Annotated in this window: 15 protein-coding genes; 7 read left to right on the top strand and 8 right to left on the bottom strand. The window is 69.0% G+C overall.

Going from position 1 to position 17481, the window contains the following annotated elements:
• The 7 genes from QK444_RS15270 to QK444_RS15240 all read right to left on the bottom strand — a co-directional run.
• Positions 1-1016 (bottom strand): zinc-binding dehydrogenase (locus QK444_RS15270; RefSeq protein WP_282780863.1); only part of this gene is annotated, 1016 nt, incomplete at its 3' end.
• A 1-nt stretch (position 1017) separates the two neighbouring features.
• Positions 1018-2229 (bottom strand): LLM class flavin-dependent oxidoreductase, encoded by a 1212-nt coding sequence (locus QK444_RS15265; RefSeq protein ID WP_282780862.1) that lies wholly within the window; start codon positions 2227-2229, stop codon positions 1018-1020.
• Positions 2230-2301: 72 nt separating this feature from the next.
• Positions 2302-3180: a VOC family protein gene (locus tag QK444_RS15260; RefSeq protein WP_282780860.1), complete on the bottom strand. Its 879-nt coding sequence runs from the start codon at positions 3178-3180 to the stop codon at positions 2302-2304.
• A 97-nt stretch (positions 3181-3277) separates the two neighbouring features.
• The gene (locus QK444_RS15255; protein WP_282780858.1) at positions 3278-4357 is read right to left on the bottom strand and encodes a ferredoxin--NADP reductase; all 1080 of its coding nucleotides are present in this window, start codon (positions 4355-4357) and stop codon (positions 3278-3280) included.
• 68 nt (positions 4358-4425) lie between these two features.
• On the bottom strand, positions 4426-4629 hold the full coding sequence (locus QK444_RS15250; protein ID WP_282780856.1) for a hypothetical protein: 204 nt from the start codon (positions 4627-4629) through the stop codon (positions 4426-4428).
• A gap of 53 nt (positions 4630-4682) precedes the next feature.
• On the bottom strand, positions 4683-5822 hold the full coding sequence (locus QK444_RS15245) for a Rieske 2Fe-2S domain-containing protein (RefSeq protein WP_282780854.1): 1140 nt from the start codon (positions 5820-5822) through the stop codon (positions 4683-4685).
• 109 nt (positions 5823-5931) lie between these two features.
• Entirely contained in the window at positions 5932-6435 is a 504-nt protein-coding gene (locus tag QK444_RS15240) for a flavin reductase family protein (protein WP_282780853.1), read from the bottom strand.
• A 338-nt stretch (positions 6436-6773) separates the two neighbouring features.
• Between QK444_RS15240 and QK444_RS15235 the strand changes: the two genes are divergently transcribed.
• From QK444_RS15235 to QK444_RS15220, 4 genes are all read left to right on the top strand, one after another.
• On the top strand, positions 6774-7511 hold the full coding sequence (locus QK444_RS15235) for an IclR family transcriptional regulator (protein WP_282780865.1): 738 nt from the start codon (positions 6774-6776) through the stop codon (positions 7509-7511).
• Between the two features lie 29 nt (positions 7512-7540).
• On the top strand, positions 7541-8188 hold the full coding sequence (locus QK444_RS15230) for a PadR family transcriptional regulator (RefSeq protein WP_282780852.1): 648 nt from the start codon (positions 7541-7543) through the stop codon (positions 8186-8188).
• An 80-nt stretch (positions 8189-8268) separates the two neighbouring features.
• The gene (locus tag QK444_RS15225; RefSeq protein WP_282780850.1) at positions 8269-9987 is read left to right on the top strand and encodes an MFS transporter; all 1719 of its coding nucleotides are present in this window, start codon (positions 8269-8271) and stop codon (positions 9985-9987) included.
• 131 nt (positions 9988-10118) lie between these two features.
• On the top strand, positions 10119-11348 hold the full coding sequence (locus QK444_RS15220) for a bifunctional 3,4-dihydroxy-2-butanone-4-phosphate synthase/GTP cyclohydrolase II (RefSeq protein ID WP_282780848.1): 1230 nt from the start codon (positions 10119-10121) through the stop codon (positions 11346-11348).
• On the opposite strand, the gene QK444_RS15215 is transcribed toward QK444_RS15220, so the two are convergent.
• Positions 11339-11998 carry a TetR/AcrR family transcriptional regulator gene (locus tag QK444_RS15215; RefSeq protein ID WP_282780847.1) on the bottom strand — a complete coding sequence of 220 codons (660 nt, stop codon included), beginning with the start codon at positions 11996-11998 and terminating at the stop codon, positions 11339-11341. The two genes, QK444_RS15220 and QK444_RS15215, sit on opposite strands and share 10 nt — an antisense overlap.
• A 53-nt stretch (positions 11999-12051) precedes the next feature.
• Between QK444_RS15215 and QK444_RS15210 the strand changes: the two genes are divergently transcribed.
• The 3 genes from QK444_RS15210 (at position 12052) to QK444_RS15200 (ending at position 17151) form a co-directional block, all read left to right on the top strand.
• Positions 12052-12894, top strand: coding sequence for an alpha/beta hydrolase (locus QK444_RS15210; RefSeq protein ID WP_282780845.1), 843 nt, complete (start codon positions 12052-12054; stop codon positions 12892-12894).
• 104 nt (positions 12895-12998) lie between these two features.
• The gene (locus QK444_RS15205; protein WP_282780843.1) at positions 12999-15302 is read left to right on the top strand and encodes a LuxR C-terminal-related transcriptional regulator; all 2304 of its coding nucleotides are present in this window, start codon (positions 12999-13001) and stop codon (positions 15300-15302) included.
• 94 nt (positions 15303-15396) lie between these two features.
• On the top strand, positions 15397-17151 hold the full coding sequence (locus tag QK444_RS15200; protein ID WP_282780841.1) for an HNH endonuclease signature motif containing protein: 1755 nt from the start codon (positions 15397-15399) through the stop codon (positions 17149-17151).
• The last annotated feature ends 330 nt before the right edge of the window (positions 17152-17481 follow it).

Raw genomic sequence — 17481 nt, 5'->3', positions numbered from 1 at the left:
ACCAGGATCTGGATGTGGTCGTCGGGGCGGCGCAGCGCCTCGATCGCTCCCACGACGCCGTCGAAACCGACCTCGTCGGTGATGAGCGAGGCCGCGTCGACGGTGCCCTCGGCGATGCGGCGCAGGGTGCGCGCGTACTCCTCGTGCGGGTACACCATGCACATCTGCACCGAGATGTCCTTGTAGATGCCCACGATGGGCCGAATCACGTCATCGGTCATGACCGCGCCCACCTGGAGAATCCGGGTTTCGCGCGGACACCGGTACAGCAGGTCGTTGAGCAGTCCGGGCACCGCGGCGCACACCCAGACGTGCAACTGCTGCCCGGGCGCGGCCTGCTCCCGCCAGACGTCCACGGGGTCCTCGGCGGCCGGATCGATCACCCGGTGCGCCCCCAACCGGAGCGCCGCCGCCCGGCGCAGCGGGGACGGATCCGAGGCAACGATCGGTGCCGCGCCGCGCTCCGCGAGCGCCGCCACCGCACCCAGACCCACGGGTCCGCAGCCGATCACGATGCCGGTGCCCTCCGGGCCGATACCCGTACGGGCGACATTGCCGAAGCCGACGGCCAGCGGTTCGGTCAGGGCCGCCACCCGCGGCGGCACATGGTCGGGAATGGGCTCCAGCGCCATGGCCTGCAACACCATGCGCTCCCCGTAGCCGCCCGGGAAGTCGTTGGAGTACCCGACGCCGTGGATGACGCCCGCCGCGTCCAGCGCCCACGGCAGCGCGACCACGGCCTGGCCCTCGGTGTAGGGCGTATCCGGTCCGGCCCCGATCACCCGGGCCGCCAGTTCATGGCCCATGACCAGGTCGCGATGCGGGTCGAACAGGAAGGTGGGCACGCCGCTGTCGCGGGACGCCTGCAGGAATGCGTCGGTGTGGTCGAGGGCCTGTTTGTCGGAACCGCAGATTCCGCAGGCGATCGTCTCCACCAGCACCTGACCGGGTCCGGGCACCGGTTCGGGCACCTCGTCGACCACGAGCCGCCGATCACGCATGACTACCGCGCGCATCTCAGCGTCCTTCCCGACGGGGCCGGAGCGCGGCGGCCAGCGCCTGCCCGTGCCGTTCGAAGGCGGCCTCCACTCCGGCCCGCATACCGGACATGAGTCGCTCACTGTTGGCGTTGGCCCAGTCCAGCGAGGCCACCCGATTGCGGTTGGCGCGGGTGAAGTGCGGAATGACGTGTTCGGCGAACAGCCGCGCCGAACGCCGGGTGGCGTCCCGGTCGGCCACGTCGAGCGCCAGCACCAGGAAGGTGCCGAATCCGCCGGACTGCTCGGCCAGATCGGTGATGGCGGCGATGGCGTCGTCCGGGGTGCCGATGGTGGCCCGGCCGAAGGCGGGGAATCCGGGGCCGACCCACTGCGCCACCGCCTCGGCGGCGGTATCGCCCCAGGGCACGTCCATGCCGCTGAGCTTGCGGATGTAGTCCACCAGATGCCCGATGCCCCATTCGACTTCGCGCCGCGCCCGGTCGCGGGTCTCGGCCAGGTGCATGGGTGCGACCAGCCGCCAGTCGGCGCGGCGCACGGTGTGACCGTACTCGGCCATGGTCTGCTCGTAGACCCGGAAGTTGGGCAGCAGCGCCTCGTAGCCGCTGGGATCGGAGGCCGCGAGGGAGAGCAGCCCCGCGCCGTGGCGTCCGGCCAGCACCGCACCGGACGGCGAGATCGTGGACGCCACCGCCATTTCCAGGCCGTGCTGCTGATAGGGCAGCAGTTGCAGGCGGGCCTCGTCGAGCTCGAACCAGTCCGTCTCGGCCGTGACCACCTCACCACGCAACAGCCGGACGAGTACGTCCATCGACTCGTGCATCATGTCGCGCTGGCGGGACTGGGGTATGCCCATCATGGCCGCGTCGGAGGCCAGCTGCCCCGGGCCGATGCCCATCATGAGCCGCCCCTTGGTGAGATGGTCGACCAGGCACAGCCGGTCGGCCAGCATCATCGGCTGGTGATAGGGCAGTGAGTTCACGCCGGTGCCGAGCCGGATGTGGGTGGTGCGCTGCGCGGCGGCGGCCAGGAACACCTCGGGCGCGGCGATGATCTCCATTCCGGCCGAATGGTGCTCGCCCACCCAGGCTTCGGCGAAACCGAGCCGGTCGGCCAGCTCCACCAGTTCCAGGTCGCGCTGGAGTTGCAGGGTGGGATTGCCGTTCAGCGGGTGGTACGGCGCGATGAAGAAGCCGAACCGGGTGGGTCCGGGTGCGGTGGGCTGATGCACGTGTGGACGCTCCTTTGCGGATATGCAGTTGTGGGACGATCGCGATGGGCCTGATTCAGTTCCCGGACCGGTTCAGCCCCTGGACCATTCGTGACCCCAGTAGCTGTCGGCGGTCATCTCTTCGGCGACGTAGTCCTCGCCGACGAGCATTCCGGCACAGCCGAATTCGAGATCCCAGCCGCCCGGCGTGCGCACGTAGAACGAGATCATCTTGTCGTTGGTGTGACGGCCCAGGGTGGACGAGAGGTGGTAGCCCGCCGCGGTGACGCGGTCCAGGGCGCGGCCGACGTCGTCGAGCGTGTCGACCTCCACCATCACGTGCACGATGCCCGGACCGTCGGGTCGGCTGCCCGGAATGAGCGCCAGGCTGTGGTGGCGGGCGTTGACGCCCAGGAACCGGATCCAGATCGGCTGCTGCGGCGGACCCACCCGGAAGGAGCCGCGCGCGGTGAAATCCAGTACCTCCGTGTAGAACCTGCGCGCGGCCTCGATATCGCGCACCGGCAGCACCACGTGCCCGAGGCCCAGTTCGCCGGTGACGAAGCGGGCGCCGTGCCGGGTGAGCACCGGGCCGTGGTCGAGCAGCGGGCCGTGGAACACCTCGATGGTGAAGCCCGACGGATCGGTGAACGCGATGGCCTCCTCCACGTGCCGGGCCGCGGCCTCGGCCGGTGACAGCGCGGTGACCGCGACGCCCACCTGCTCCAGGGTTTCCCGCACCAGGGTCAGCGACCGGCCGTCGGCCACCTGCCAGCCCACGGCGATCACCTCGTCGCGGTCGCCGGGCACCAGTTCGAAGCGGTAGGTGTGCTCATCGGTGCGCAGGTAGACCGATTCCGGATTCGGCCCCGACCCCTCCGCGAAACCGATGGTGTCGAAGGCGAATTCACGCCAGGCCCGCACGTCGGCGATACGCGCCCGCACATAGCCGAGGGAGCTGAGGGCAGCCATGGGAACTCCTCTGGGTTCGGAGAGAATCGGTTCGGGGAATCAGTTCGGGGGAAATCAGCTCGGGGGAAATCAGCTCGGGGGAAATCAGCTCGGGGAATCAGGAATAGGTGACCGAGACGTCGTCGGTCTCCGGGACGGCCTGACAGGCGAGCACATAGCCCTCGGCCAGGTCCTCGTCCGTGAGCACCTCGTTGCGGCGCATGGCGACCGCACCCGAGACCACCCGGCACACACAGGCGCTGCACGCCCCCTCCCGGCAGGAATAGGGCGCTTCGATGCCCTGCGCCAGCAGGGCGTCCAGCAGGGTCCGGCGGCGCGGCCAGTCCACCTCGTGCTGCTCGCCGTCGAGCCGCACGTGCGCCGTCGCCGGTGCGCCGGAGTCGGGTCCGTCGTCGAGTGCGGTGTCGGTGCCGTTGTCCTCGAAGGGGTTTCCGGTGAGCGAGACGAACTTCTCCAGGTGCACCCGTTCGCGGTCCGCGCCGAGTTGGGCCAAGGCCGACGTGACAGCGTCCATGAACGGGCCGGGGCCGCAGACGAAAACCTCCCGCCCCGCCCAGGGTCGCGCCGCCGCCGCCAGCTGCGCCACGGTCGGCAGGCCCTGCACGCTCTCCAGCCACTGCCAGACCAGCAGCCGTTCCGGATGCGCCGCGGCGAGTGCGGCGAGTTCGCCCGCGAAGATCACCGATTCGGCGTCGCGATTGGCGTAGAACAGCGTGATGTGGCCGGTGCCCTCGGCGAGTGCGGCCTTGAGTATCGACAGGACCGGGGTGATACCGCTGCCCGCGCCGAACAGCAGCAGGTCGGTGTCCAGCGAAGCGGGGGTGAACAGGCCCGCCGGCGGCAGCGCCGCCAGGGTGGTGCCCGCGACGGCGTTGTCGCACAACCAGTTCGAGCCGTAGCCGCCGGGGGTGCGTTTCACGGTGACCTTGAGCGGGCCGCCCTCGTGCGGTGCGCTCGACAGCGAGTAGCAGCGGCTCACCGAACCGGTCAGCGCACTGGGGACGCGTAGCGTCAGGAACTGGCCGGGCCGGTAGCCGAAGCGTGCGGCGTGCGCCGGTTCGGGCACGAGTTCCAGCGACACCGCGTCAGGGGTTTCGCGCACCACCCGCACCACCCGCACGCTGGCGATATCACCGCCGCGCCGGGCCGTTTCCGGTTCCAGCTCTGTCACCGTCATCCATTCCTCCAGTACTCGTTCCCGCGGCGGCCGCATGTCATCGGCCCGGCGGGTGGCGGGCGCGACGCTCAGCGCAGCGTCCGGCCGCGGGTGCGCACGTCCGCGTCGCGCGTGCTCACACCCAATTCCCCGGCCGCCACCGCGTTCTCGATGCTGGCCCGCAACGCCGGGCAGGTGTGCGAGCGCAGTCCGTCGCGGGCCAGACCGGTACACGCGGCCACGGCCGCGCTATTCCACTGCACGCTGGTGTGCTGCGGGCTGAACTTCTCCACCGCGACGCACGTCCCGCAGGACCGGCACGAAACCTGTTCCATGACAGTGGCTCTCAGAACGGCGCGGTCGCGCCCTTGGCCAGGTTCGCGGCGACCTCCGCCTCCCACGCGGTGACCGCGCGGGTGGTGTCCACCTCGAATTCGAAGCGGGTGGTCATCTCCTCGGTGACATCCGCGACGTCGGTGTAGAACTGCTCGTACCAGCGGCGCAGCTGGTACACCGGGCCGTCCTCCTCGCACAGCAGCGGATTGTTGATGCGGCTCTTGCGCTTCCAGATGGCGGCGTCCTGTTCGAACCCCTTGCCCAGTCCGGCCGCGAACTTGTTCGCGATCTCGAGGGCCCGCTCCTCGTCCATACCCTCGGGCTTCTTGACGATGGCCCCGTACTGGAGCACGAACCGGTTCTCCGAGACCGGGTAGTGGCAGTTGATCAGGTAACCCTCGACGGTCAGCCCGGCGCTCTCGCTGCGCAGGTAGTCGATCATGTAGGAGGGGCCGTAGTAGGACGCCTCGGAATGCAGGACGTTCTTGCCGCCCAGGGCTTTCGCGGTCTCGCCCATCATGTCCTCGCGCGAGATGGAGGTCATGTACTGGCTGGCGACGTGGCCCTCGAAGACGTTCTTGAAGAAGGTCGGGAAGCCGTAGTGCACGTAGAAGAAGTGCGCCATGTCGACCACGTTGTCGATGACCTCGCGGGCGTTGGCGTCGACGACCATGCTGTTCCAGGTCCAGTCGGTCCAGCCGTCGTCGAACGCGCCGTCGATCCGCGGAATGGCCAGTTCGGCGGGCGGCTGCCGGTGCTCCGGGTCGTTCCACACGAAGAGCTGTTTGTTCTGCTCCATGGTTGGCCAGGCCCTGGTGCGGGCCAGCGGCGGCACCCGGCGCGCATAGGGGATGCCGGTGCATTTGCCCTTGCCGTTCCAGCGCCAGTCGTGGAAGGGGCAGGCCAGGGAATCGCCCTTGACGGTGCCGTCGGCCAGGTTGCCGCCCATGTGCGGGCAGTAGGCGTTGAGCACGTTGAGCGCACCGTCGGCGCTGGCGAACACCACCAGTTCGGTGCCGAAAGCCGTGATGGGGTGCGGCTTTCCGTCGCGGAAGGAGTCCGCCAGACCCAGGCAGTGCCAGCCGCGGGCGAACCGCGTGGGCGGTGCGCCCGCGTCGATCACGCGCACGTCACTGTCCGTGGTGGTCATGTGAGGTCCTTTCGAGAATCCGTTGGTTCGAGGTTGCGGCCGCGGTGCTGGGCGTCGCAGGCGAAGTCCCACTGGCCGGGAGGTGGCTACCGGTAATCGAGACGCCGGACTACCGCTGGGCGAGACGCTCGAAGGCCGCCCGGTAGAACAGCAGCGGCGACGCGTCGGAATGTTCGGTCAGGCCGGTGACGCGGGCGATGACAACGGTGTGGTCACCGCCGTCGACCTCGTCGTGGACTTCGCAGTCGATGCTGGCCAGCGCACCGCCCAGCCGGGGTGCGCCATTGGCCGAGGGCGTCCAGTCCACGCCCGCGAACTTGTCCGGTCCCCGGCGGCCCAGCCGTCGGCAGAGCTCGTCCTGATGGTCGGCCAGGATGTTCACACAGCAGCGGCCCACCCGCCGGATGCGCGGCCACGTGGTGGAGGTGCGCGCCGGAAAGAAGCTCACCAGCGGCGGGTCCAGGGACAGGGCGGCGAAGGACTGGCAGGCGAAGCCGACGGGATGCCCGTCGTCCAGCGCGGTGATCACGGTGACGCCGGAGCAGAACCGCCCCAGCACGGCCTTGAACGCCGCCGCGTCGATCGCCGGAACCTCGTCGAGAGCCGGTTCCACGGCAACTCCTTATTTCGATCCGAAATATCGCTGGCAGTCATAACAGCAGGTCGGGCCGAGGAAGCGTCAATATCGGGGTTCGGTCACCGGGACACGGATCCGTGGAACATACGTAGTTCTCCCGATTCCTCCGTATGCGCCGCAGGGCACTGTGATGGGTAGCACAACGTCCGAAACAGGTACATGCCTAATCGGCATAGTCCTAGACTGGACACGAACCAACGGAGGTACTCATGTCCGTCGCCCTGCTCTCTTCGGCGGAGAACCGAACCCCCATGCGCGGCAGAGACTCTCACGCCAAAGACGCTCGCAACACCGCCGCGGAGGTCCCGGTGTCGATGATCGAGCGCATGACGCTCATCCTGGACGCGTTCGATGCCTCCACTCCGACGCTCACCCTGCTCGGCCTGGTCGAGCGCACCGGACTGCCGCGTTCGACGGTCCATCGCATTCTGGACCAAATGATCAAACTTCGCTGGCTGGCACACACATCCGGCGGATATCGGCTGGGTATGCGCGCCCTCGAACTGGGCGGACTCACCGCCGACCACAACGAGATCCGCGACGCCGTCAGCCCGCTGCTGCACGAACTGTCCCAGCGCACCGGCATGGTCGGCCATCTCGCGGTGCTCGACGGGCGCGACGTGGTGTACCTGGACAAGGCCGGTGGTCGTTTCGCCGCCAGCCTGCCCACCCGGCTCGGCGGCCGGATGCCCGCGCACGCAACGGGTCTCGGCAAGGCCATGCTGGCCTGCCTGGAACCGAATATCGCCGAGGCCGCGGTGCGCGCCCGGCTGCCCCGGCTGACGCCGCGCACCATCTGCGACGCCGACGCGCTCGGCCGCGAACTCCAGCAGATCCGCCTGCGTCAGGGCGTCGCCATCGACCGCGAGGAGGCGGTGGTCGGAATCGCCTGCGTGGCAGCGCCGCTGCGGGGACGCGGCACCGCGCCCGCGGCCATCTCGCTGTCGGGGCGCGCCGACGCCATGAGCTTCGACCGGCTGGCCCGGGTGGTGCTCGAGGTGGCGCACGAGGCCGGCCGCACCCTGTTCCCGCGTCGTGCCCACTGGCGCTGAGCCCGGACGGCCGGGGGTAGATTGCAGTGATGACCGAAGGCGCAGCAGCGCGGTCCGGGCATTCCGACGGGCAGCGCCCGGACCTTCCGACGACCGCATGGGCCGTACTCGGAATGCTCTCGCACGCCGACGAACTGTCCGGCTACGACCTGAAGAAATGGGCCGACTGGAGTCTCCAGTTCTTCTATTGGAGTCCGTCGTTCAGTCAGATCTACGCCGAACTCAAACGGTTGGAGAAACACGGTTACGCGACCTCGCGCACCGTGGTGTCCGAGGACGGCATGCGCGGAAAACGCATGTACGCCATTACCGAATCGGGTCGCGAGGCCGCCGCGCACTGGGTGAACCACTCCCCCGTCGAGGCCCCGGTGCTGAAACACAGCGTGATGCTGCGGGCCTGGCTCGGCCACCTGGCCGAACCGGAGCGGATGCGCGAAATACTGAGCCAGCACATCGACTACGCCGAAACCATGCGACGGCGCGCCCAGGCCGACGCCGACGGGGCGGACGCCAATCCGGAATGGGCCTATCCGAGCGCGGTATTGCGCTGGTGCGTACGCCATTACGAGGCGGAGCGGGAATTCGCCCGGGATCTCCTGGACGACCTCGACAAACTGGCGAGGAAGCGTAACCGGCGCAAGGCCGCCGGGAACCGGAACTCCGATAATTCCCACTGACCGAACTCGGTTGTACTCGGCGATCTCCGGGTGTGACACGGTTCACGCCATCGTGTTACCTACCCACCTGGAGGACGAATATGTACACCTCCGTCGAAACCACGACGCCGCCGGGCGTCGGCGATGAGGACACCGGCCGTCTCGACGGCGCGTCGAAGCTGAGGATCTTCGGCGTCCTCGCGGTGATCGTGCTGTTCACCGAGGTCGCACCCATGCAATACGTCATGGTGTCGGCGGCACTGCGCCAGATCGCGCCCAGCTTCCCGACCGTGGGCGCCAATCTGAACTGGGCCATCATCATCTTCGGCGTCATCGGCGCCGCCACCTCACCGCTCATCGGCAAGCTGAGCGATATCTGGGGCAAGAAGAAGATGTTCCTCACCTGCGGCGTGCTGTTCATGATCGGCTGTGTCATCTGCGCGGTCACCAGCAACTGGCTGCTGTTCCTGTTCGGCCGGGGCCTGCAGGCGACGGCCATCGCCACCGCGGTGATCTCCTACGGACTCATTCGAGATCTCATGCCGCGCAGGCTGGTTCCGGTGGGCATCGGCATCGCCGCCACCGGCCTGGGCGTCTCGGCGCTGGCCGGTCCGCTCATCGGCGGCTGGATCGTGGAGCACAACAGCTGGCGAGCCATCTTCTGGTTCCTGTTCATCTTCACCGCCGTCATGATCCCGCTGGTGATCCTGGTGGTGCCGGAATCGAAACTGCGAGTGCCGCAGCGGCTCGACGTCGTCGGCGCGGCCCTGCTGGGCGCGGGCGCGGTGCTCACCCTGATCTACCTGGACAACGGCCAGGCGTGGGGATGGACCGAACCCACCTCGCTGGCCTACCTGATCGGCGGCCTGGTGCTGCTGGCGCTGTTCCCGGTGGTGGAGCTGCGGGTGAAACAGCCGATCATGGATATGAAGCTGCTGTTCACGCCGCGGGTGAGCGTGGTGCTGTTCATCGCCCTGCTGGCCTCGTTCATGATCGGATATCAGTCCTACGCCATCGGCTACATGACCCAGTCGCCGCCCGAGTCCGCGGTGGCCGGCGAGGTCACCGCCGCCACCTGGGAACAGGTGAAAGCCGGTGCGATGCAGCAGGCGCAGGCCGCCGCCGAGGAGCAGGCCCGCGCACAGCTGCCGCCCGGGGTGGAGCTGCCGCCGGGCGCGGTTCAGGTGCCCGAGGAGGCGGTGCTCGCGCAGCTGCCGCCGGATATGGTGCGGGTGGAGATGAATCCGGGGTATTCCTACGGCGAGGGCTTCAGTCTGCTGGAGTTCGCCACCCACCTCGCGTTGGCGCAGGCGGTGATCTCCATGATCTTCGGTTTCGTGGCCGGGCTGTGGATTCGCCGGTCGGGTGCGCGCATTCCGCTGATCGTGGCGCTGTGCATCTTCGTCGGCGCGGCCGTCGCCTATGCCGCACTCGGGCACGGCTGGGTGACCCTCGCCCTGATCAGCGCGGTCTTCGGCATCGCGTTCGGCATCTACTACGCGGCCACGCCCAATCTCATCGTGGAGGCGGTGCCCGCCCAGCAGCAGGGCGTCAGCGCGGGCATGCTCGGCGTCATGCAGGCCATGGGCGTGGCCATCGGACTCGCGGTGGCGACCGCCTTCCTGCACGCCAATCCGGTCGCCGCGGATGTGACGGTGACCGGGCAGCCGACGGTCACCAACGAGATTCCGCTGCTGTTCTCCGACCGCGGATACGAAATCACCTTCTGGGTGATCGCGGCGACCTCGCTGATCGCGCTGCTGGGCGCGATCTGGATGAAACACGGCCGCACCCCGGCCACCGGCGGCACCGCCTACTGAGTGGACCGAACCCGACCGACCTGCGGCCCGGAGGCGTTGTGCCTCCGGGCCGGATCCGGTCAGCGGGACGCTACCTCGCTGTTCTCGGCCCGGCATATTTCGATGTGACATACCGGAGGAGGTGGTCGACGATGACCGGTCAACTCGACCCGATCGCGAACGCGGTGGCGGCGCTCGCACGCGGCGAGATGGTGCTCGTGGCGGACGACGAGAACCGCGAGAGCGAGGGTGCTCTCGTGCTCGCCGCCGAGCACGCGACGGCCGAACGCATCGCGTTCCTGGTGCGGCACACCAGCGGTCTGCTGTGCGTCCCCATGCCGGGAGCCGATCTCGACCGACTCCGGCTGCCGCCCATGACCGCGGTGAACCAGGACCCCAGGGGAACCGCCTACGCGGTGGCGGTGGATGCCGCGTCGGGGGTGAGCACCGGGATCTCCGCCGCCGACCGGGCGCACACCATGCGCCTGCTGGCCGATCCGCGCACAACCCCGGAGCAGTTGACGCGCCCCGGGCACGTGCTGCCGCTGCGCGCGAATCCCCGTGGCGTACTGGGCCGTCCGGGCCATGCCGAAGCCGCCGTCGACCTGCTGCGACTGGCCGGAATGCGGCCCGCCGGGGTGATCGCGGAGGTGGTCACCGACGACGGTTCCGTGGCGCGGCTGCCCGAGCTGCTCGCCCTGGCGCGCGCCCACGACCTGCCCGTCATCTCCATCGCCGACCTCATCGCCTACCGAAAGCGGCGGGAGCCCGGTGTATCTCGGGTGGCCGAGACACGCCTGCCCACTCCGGCGGGTGAGTTCCGGGTCATCGGCTACGCCGACGAGTGTTCCGATGCCGAGCATCTGGCACTGGTGTACGGGGATCCGGCGGGCACGGACACCCTCGTCCGCGTGCATTCGGAATGCCTCACCGGCGACGCCCTCGGTTCCCTGCGCTGCGATTGCGGCGCACAGCTCGACGCCGCCCTGCGGTCCGTCGCCCACGCGGGCCGCGGGGTGGTGGTGTACCTGCGCGGCCAGGAGGGCCGGGGAATCGGCCTGCTGAACAAGCTGCGCGCCTATGAATTACAGGACGACGGCGCCGACACCGTGGACGCCAATCTCGCCCTCGGCCTACCCGTCGACGCCCGCGATTACGCTGCCGCCGCCCGCATCCTCGCCGACCTCGACGTGCGTTCCGCACGGCTGCTCAGCAACAACCCCGCCAAACAGTCCGGGCTCGAGGCGCACGGCATCGCGGTCACCGACCGCATCCCCCTGCAAACCCGCCCGACCGAACACAACGTGCGCTACCTACGGACCAAGCGCGACCGCATGCGACATCAACTCACCGACGTGGACCCGGCCGTCGGCTACCCCTGATCCGCGGCCGCCCGGGTGGCATCGAGATCGCGGTTCGCGCCCTGTGGTGCCGCAGCCGCTTTCGGTGCTCTCAGCAGGTTTTCCAGACGCGCCGCCATGGCCGCGCCGGCGGCGTGCAGGGGTTCGGCCGAGCGGAGGGTTCGGCTCAGGATGAACGCGCCCTCGAGCGCGGACAGGATGGCGAGGATGATCTCGCGGGCGTCGGTCGGAGTGAGGCCACGACGCACGAAATAGCTTGTGCCCCGGTCGATCCAGTCGGTGACGACCTCGGCGGCGACCGCGCGCAGATCGGGTTCGCTGTCCGCGATCTCGCCCGCGACCGTGCCGACCGGGCACATGTTCATCCAGCCGCTCTGCTCGATGGCGTCGGCGGCCGCGGCGAAGGCGGCGGGGACGGCCGCGCGCAGGTCGTCGTGCGGGTCCATGAGCAGGGGCAGCAGTTGGATGTAGGCCGCACCGGAGGTGCGCAGCGCCTCCGCCGCGAGCTGCGGCTTGCCGCCCGGGAAGTGGTGGTAGAGCGAGCCCATGGGCGCACCGGAAGCGACGGTGATCTGTTTGACCGTGACCGCGCTGTAGCCGTGCACCCGCATGAGCTCGGCGACCGCCGTGACGAGGCGGTCCCTGGTACCGGTTGACATCTTCTCGCTCACCCCACCAGACTAGAGCAAACACACTAGAGCGTCTGCTCTACCGGAGGTGAGAGATGCCCACTGTCGATATCGCCGCAGGTCGGATCCACTATGTCGAGCGCGGCGAGGGGCCGCCCGTGGTACTGCTACACGGCCTGCTCATGAACCACACCATCTGGGACCGAGTGCTCGACCGGCTGCCCGCGGGGTTCCGGTACGTGCTGCCGGATCTGCCGCTGGGCGCGCATCCGGAGCCGATGCGGCCGGGCACGGACCTGAGCCTGCGCGGCCAGAACCGGATTATCGCCGACTTCCTCGCCGCTCTCGACCTGCGCGAGGTGACCCTCGTGCACAACGATTGGGGCGGTGGGCTCTTCCTCACCGCGTACGGACTGGATGAGCGGGTCGGGCGGCTGATCATCACGCCGTGCGAGGCATTCGACAACTTCCCGCCCGGACTGCCGGGCAAGACGTCCATGCTGGCCTCCTACACACCGGGCGGAGTGTGGCTGGCGCTGCGCGAGATGCGGATACCGTGGCTGCGCCGCTCCCCGCTCATGTTCGGCTGGATGGCGCGCGAGCCGCTGCCGGACGATATGGTTCGCGGCTGGACCGAACCGGGACTGCGAGACCGGCGCATTCGCCGGGATCTGCTGTCCTACACTCGATCCGGTTTCCGCACAGCAGACCTGATCGCCGATACCGAAGCGCTGCGGAACTTCTCGGGCGACGCCCTGGTGCTGTGGTCCGCGGCGGGCAGGGTGATGCCGCGCGAGCACGGCCGCCGCCTGGCCGAGTTGCTACCCCACGGACAGCTGGTCGAGATCGAGGACGCCTACGTGCTGTCCATGCTCGACCGCCCCGACGCGGTGGCCGCCGCCATGACATCCTTCCTGACAGGAGCCGCCGCGCACTGACCCCGACGTCCCGGCACGATTCCGCCACGCGGCCCTGTCCGATTATTCCGGCTTTTATTCGCGTGTGCTGGCCGAGACAGTGCGCGATACCTTAGGTTGATCCCATGGCGCGGCGTGTCATCGGAAACCTCGCTGAAGAGGTCACAAGTTTCGTCGGCCGCCGCGACGAGCTGGCTACCGCGAAGCGCTTGCTGCCCTCCACCCGGGTGCTGACCCTGCTGGGACCGGGCGGAATGGGTAAGACGCGGCTGTCCAGACAGGTCGGGAAGCTGGTGGCCCGAGCGTTCCCGGACGGCGTCTGGCTGGTGGAGCTGGCCGACGTGCAGGACCCGAATCTGGTGACGCTCAGCGTGGCCGAGACACTGGAGCTGCGCGACGAGACCACGGCCCCGCTGCCGCGGCTCACCGAATTCCTGGCCGACAAACGCCTGCTGCTGATTCTCGACAACTGTGAGCATCTGATCGACGCGTGCGCCGCACTGGTGGGGCGGATCATCGCCACCACGCCGGATGTGCGGGTGCTGGCGACCAGCCGCGAGGTGCTGGGGATTCCCGGCGAGCAGGTGATGCCGGTCCCGCCGCTGCCGGTGCGGGAGGACGGGTCGGGCGAAGACGGCGACGCCATGCGCCTGTTCGTCGAACGAGCCAGCGCGGCGAACCCCGGTTTCAGGGTGACGGCGGCGAACCGTCCCGTCCTCGCCGAGATCGTCAGCCGCCTGGAGGGTATGCCGCTGGCCCTGGAACTGGCGGCCCTGCGCCTGCGCATGTTCACCCCCGAACAGATCCTGGCCCGCCTCGACGACACCATGGATCTGCTCAGCGCCGGCCCGCGCACGGCCCCGCAGCGCCAACAGACCATCGAGGGCGCGATCCGCTGGAGCTACGACCTGTGCACACCCGCGGAACAGCTGCTGTGGGAACAGCTTTCGGTCTTCGCCGGCGGCTTCGACATCGATGCCGCCGAGGCGGTGTGCGATCTGGGCGGCGCGTCGCTCATGGAGGCGCTCACCGGCCTGGTGGACAAATCGGTGCTGACGCCACGCTATGACGGCACGGTGGGCCGATATTCGATGCTGGAGCCCATCCGCCAGTTCGCCGCCGACCGACTGGCCGCGCGCGGCGATGTGCAGGCCGTGCGCACCCGCCATCGTGAGCACTACCGGCAGCTGGCCCTGCGCGGCCAGACCGCCTATTGGACGGGCGAGGACGTGGCCTGGTTCCGCGACCTGACCCGGGAACACGCGAATCTCCGTGCGGCACTGCGCTCCGGACTCCAGGACGAGCCGCTGGCCACCATGGAGACGGTGAGCGTGCTGCGCCCGTTCTGGGAGCACCACCGCTTCCTCTCCGAGGGCTACCGCTGGCTCACCGAAGCCCTGGAACTCAACCCCGAACCCACCCGGGCTCGCGCCCGCGCCCTGTCCTCCGCGGCCTCCCTGGCGGCGCTACTGTCCGATCGGGCGTCCGCGGCCCGGCTGGTCCACGAATGCCTGGTGCTGGCAACGCATCTCGGCAATACCGACCTGCTACCCGAAATCAACCTGGACCGCTCCCTGCTGGCCTTCACCGAGGGCGACGGCAGCCGAGCCCTGGAACTGGCCCGCACCGCCATCGACCTGGCCGTGGACACCGGCCAACCCGCCATCGAAATGGACAGCCACGCCTTCGCCTTCATGTGCGCGGAGGTCACGCACGCCACCGGCGGCGCGGAACTGGCCGAACGCTTCCTGAAGCTCACCGAGGATTCCGGCTCCCACCTGCTCGGCGGCCTGGCCCTGTGGACCGTCGGCATCGTGCACTGGCGACGCGGCGACTACGACACCGCCGCCCACTACCACGTCCGCTCCATCGAACAACTGGCCCTGTTCGAACGCTGCGTCTGGCTGGCCTCGGCCTTCGAGGGCCTGGCCTGGACCGAGGCCGCACGCGGCGAACCGCACCGTGCCGCCCGTCTGATGGGCGCGGCCGAAACCCTGCAACGCAGCACGGTCCGCCTGGCCCACCACATCACCAGCGTCATCGCCGACGAGGAACGCCACCGCGTTCGTCAGGCACTGGGGGACAAGATATTCCGCGATCAGTTCAACGCCGGAGCCAACGTCCCGCTGGAAGACGCCATCGACTACGCCCTGGGCCGCACCCCCGCCCCGATCACGGACCCCGAACCCTCGGCCCCCCGCCGTCCGCCACGCGTCTCCGCCACGACCACCGCCGAAACCGATGTCCTCACCCGACGAGAAAAGGACGTCGCGCGCCTGATAGCCGCTGGGTACAGCAATAAGCGCATTGCCACCGAATTGGTGATTTCCACTCGCACGGCGGAAACGCATGTGGAGCACATTCTCACCAAGCTCGGATTCACATCGCGAACACAGGTTGCGGCGTGGGTTCACGAGCATGGGCTGTGAAATAGGTTCAGAACGGACATTTCGTATCTGAATATCCGCAGTTCAGATACTGTTTTCCGTTCTACCGCAATGCATTTCGCGATAGAATGAACGTATGAATCCGGGGGAGGGAATCCACGACAGCGACGGCGGTATCGCCGCTGTGCGCGCGGGCTTGACCGCGTTGCAGACCGTGGACCTGGCCGCCCTCACCGATGACGAATTCGAGGGCCTGCTCGCTGCTTTCGAGACCTGCCGTCGGATCGCGGAGTCGGTCTCGCATCGCCTGCTCATCGAAACCAGCGACCGGCACCTGCCCCGCATGATCGGCCGCCGCGGCCTGCACCGCTACCTGGTGGAAACCCTGCGCCTGTCCCGCTTCGAAGCCGCCTCCCGCATCGACGCCGCCCACGCCCTGGGAGCGTTCCGCGAACCCAGCGGCGCGGTGCGCGAACCGTCGCTGCCCGCCACCGCGGCCGCGCAAGCCGAGGGCGCGATCTCGCCCACCCACGCCCGCGCGGTCATGCGCGTGATGCACCGGTTACCCGACGCCATCGACACCGCCACCCGCACCCTCGCCGAAGAACACCTCGCCGACGCCGCCCGCACCCTCGCCCCCGAACAACTCACCCACGTCGGAGACCGCCTGCTCGGATTCCTCGACCCCGACGGAACCCTCACCACCGACCATGACCGCGCCCGCCAGCGCGGACTCACCCTCTCCCCGCAACGCCTCGACGGCATGTCCGACCTCACCGGATGCATCGACCCCGAGTTACGGGCGTTGCTCGACACCGTCCTGGCGAAATGGGCGCGACCGGGCATGTGCATGCCCGACGACCCCGACAGCCCCCGCCCCGGCACCCACGACCCCGAGGACTCCGACGGAGTCAACGCCCACGGCATGAGTGTCGACACCGTCCGCGCCGACGGGGTCGGTATCGGCGGTGTCGGTGCTGACAGCGCGACTGCCGGTGGCGGCGTCGATGCCGGTGTCGTCTGTGTGGACGGTGTCGCTGCTGGCGATATCCGCGCCGACAGTGTCGCTGTCTCCGGAGTCATCCCCACCGGTGTCCGTGCTGCCGGTGCCACGGCCGCTGACAGTGTCGGTGCTGGCGGTGTCACTGTCGCCGGTGTCGGTGCCGCTGGTGTCGGTGCCGCCGGGTTCGATCCCGCCCGCCTGCACGCGGCCATCGCCCGCGACACCCGCACCACCACCCAACGCAACCACGACGCACTCAAAGCCTTCCTGTCCTCCGGCGGCGGCCCCGGCCGCACCGACCTCGGTACCCACCGCGGACTGCCGGTCGCGGTCACCCTGACCATGGACGTCACCGACCTGCTGCACGGCACCGGCCACGCGGTAACCGCGACCGGCACCACCATCCCGATCCGCGACGCCTGGCGCATGGCCGAAGGCGCCATCCCGCTGCTGATGATCTTCGACAAACACCACGGCAAACCGCTCTACCTCGGCGAGGGCCCCCGCCTCGCCAACAATTGGCAGCGCCGCGCCAAAACCGCCATCGAACGCGGCTGCACCCGCCCCGGCTGCACCGCCCCCGCCACCATGTGCGCCATGCACCACATCATCCCCTGGGCCACAGGCGGCCCCACCGACATCGACAATCTGACCCTGGTCTGCGACAGCTGCCACGCCCAAATCACCGCCGACCCCGACAATCCCCACGGGTGGGCCACCGAAACAGTCCCGGCCGGATCCGCGTTGGCCGGACGCACCCAATGGCGGCCACCAGTCGAGATCGACCCACACCGCACTCCGCAGGTCAACCACCTCCACCACCCCGAATACATCCTGGCCGAAAGCCTGAAACGCTACCGCGCCAAACTCACCCGCCTCCGCAATTAACACCCGCACGCCCACAGTCACCGGCGAGTATCGAGAACATCCGAGCACCCCTCGGGCGCACAGCCACACCCTGTGCCGCCCCAGGGCGCTCGATTTCGTTCGACCACCCCCGTACATGTTCGAACTCGCCCCCGAACCACCCAGTGCACCCTCGAACTCGTCCCGATCCTCTGATGCGTGCTCACCCGTGCCTGCCCTTACGTTCGGGCCCGCGATCAGCTCTGCCAGCCCGCCCCTCGAACTCACCCAGCTATCTCCACGCGGCACCCCACGACTGCACCATCTACCCCGGGCACCCCCCCCCCCCCCCCCCCCCCCCCTCCCCCCAAC

The sequence above is a fragment of the Nocardia sp. CC201C genome, assembly GCF_030010695.1.
In the GTDB taxonomy this organism is placed as follows: Bacteria; Actinomycetota; Actinomycetes; order Mycobacteriales; family Mycobacteriaceae; genus Nocardia; species Nocardia otitidiscaviarum.
The sequence above is the reverse complement of the archived record's forward strand: the minus strand, read 5'-3'. Positions and strand labels throughout refer to the sequence as shown.

Coding starts and splice junctions, on each gene's coding strand:
- QK444_RS15260 (WP_282780860.1), bottom strand. CDS start 3,180: ATGGCTGCCCTCAGCTCCCTCGGCTATGTGCGGGCGCGTATCGCCGAC.
- QK444_RS15255 (WP_282780858.1), bottom strand. CDS start 4,357: ATGACGGTGACAGAGCTGGAACCGGAAACGGCCCGGCGCGGCGGTGAT.
- QK444_RS15245 (WP_282780854.1), bottom strand. CDS start 5,822: ATGACCACCACGGACAGTGACGTGCGCGTGATCGACGCGGGCGCACCG.
- QK444_RS15235 (WP_282780865.1), top strand. CDS start 6,774: ATGATCGAGCGCATGACGCTCATCCTGGACGCGTTCGATGCCTCCACT.
- QK444_RS15230 (WP_282780852.1), top strand. CDS start 7,541: ATGACCGAAGGCGCAGCAGCGCGGTCCGGGCATTCCGACGGGCAGCGC.
- QK444_RS15225 (WP_282780850.1), top strand. CDS start 8,269: ATGTACACCTCCGTCGAAACCACGACGCCGCCGGGCGTCGGCGATGAG.
- QK444_RS15220 (WP_282780848.1), top strand. CDS start 10,119: ATGACCGGTCAACTCGACCCGATCGCGAACGCGGTGGCGGCGCTCGCA.
- QK444_RS15210 (WP_282780845.1), top strand. CDS start 12,052: ATGCCCACTGTCGATATCGCCGCAGGTCGGATCCACTATGTCGAGCGC.
- QK444_RS15205 (WP_282780843.1), top strand. CDS start 12,999: ATGGCGCGGCGTGTCATCGGAAACCTCGCTGAAGAGGTCACAAGTTTC.
- QK444_RS15200 (WP_282780841.1), top strand. CDS start 15,397: ATGAATCCGGGGGAGGGAATCCACGACAGCGACGGCGGTATCGCCGCT.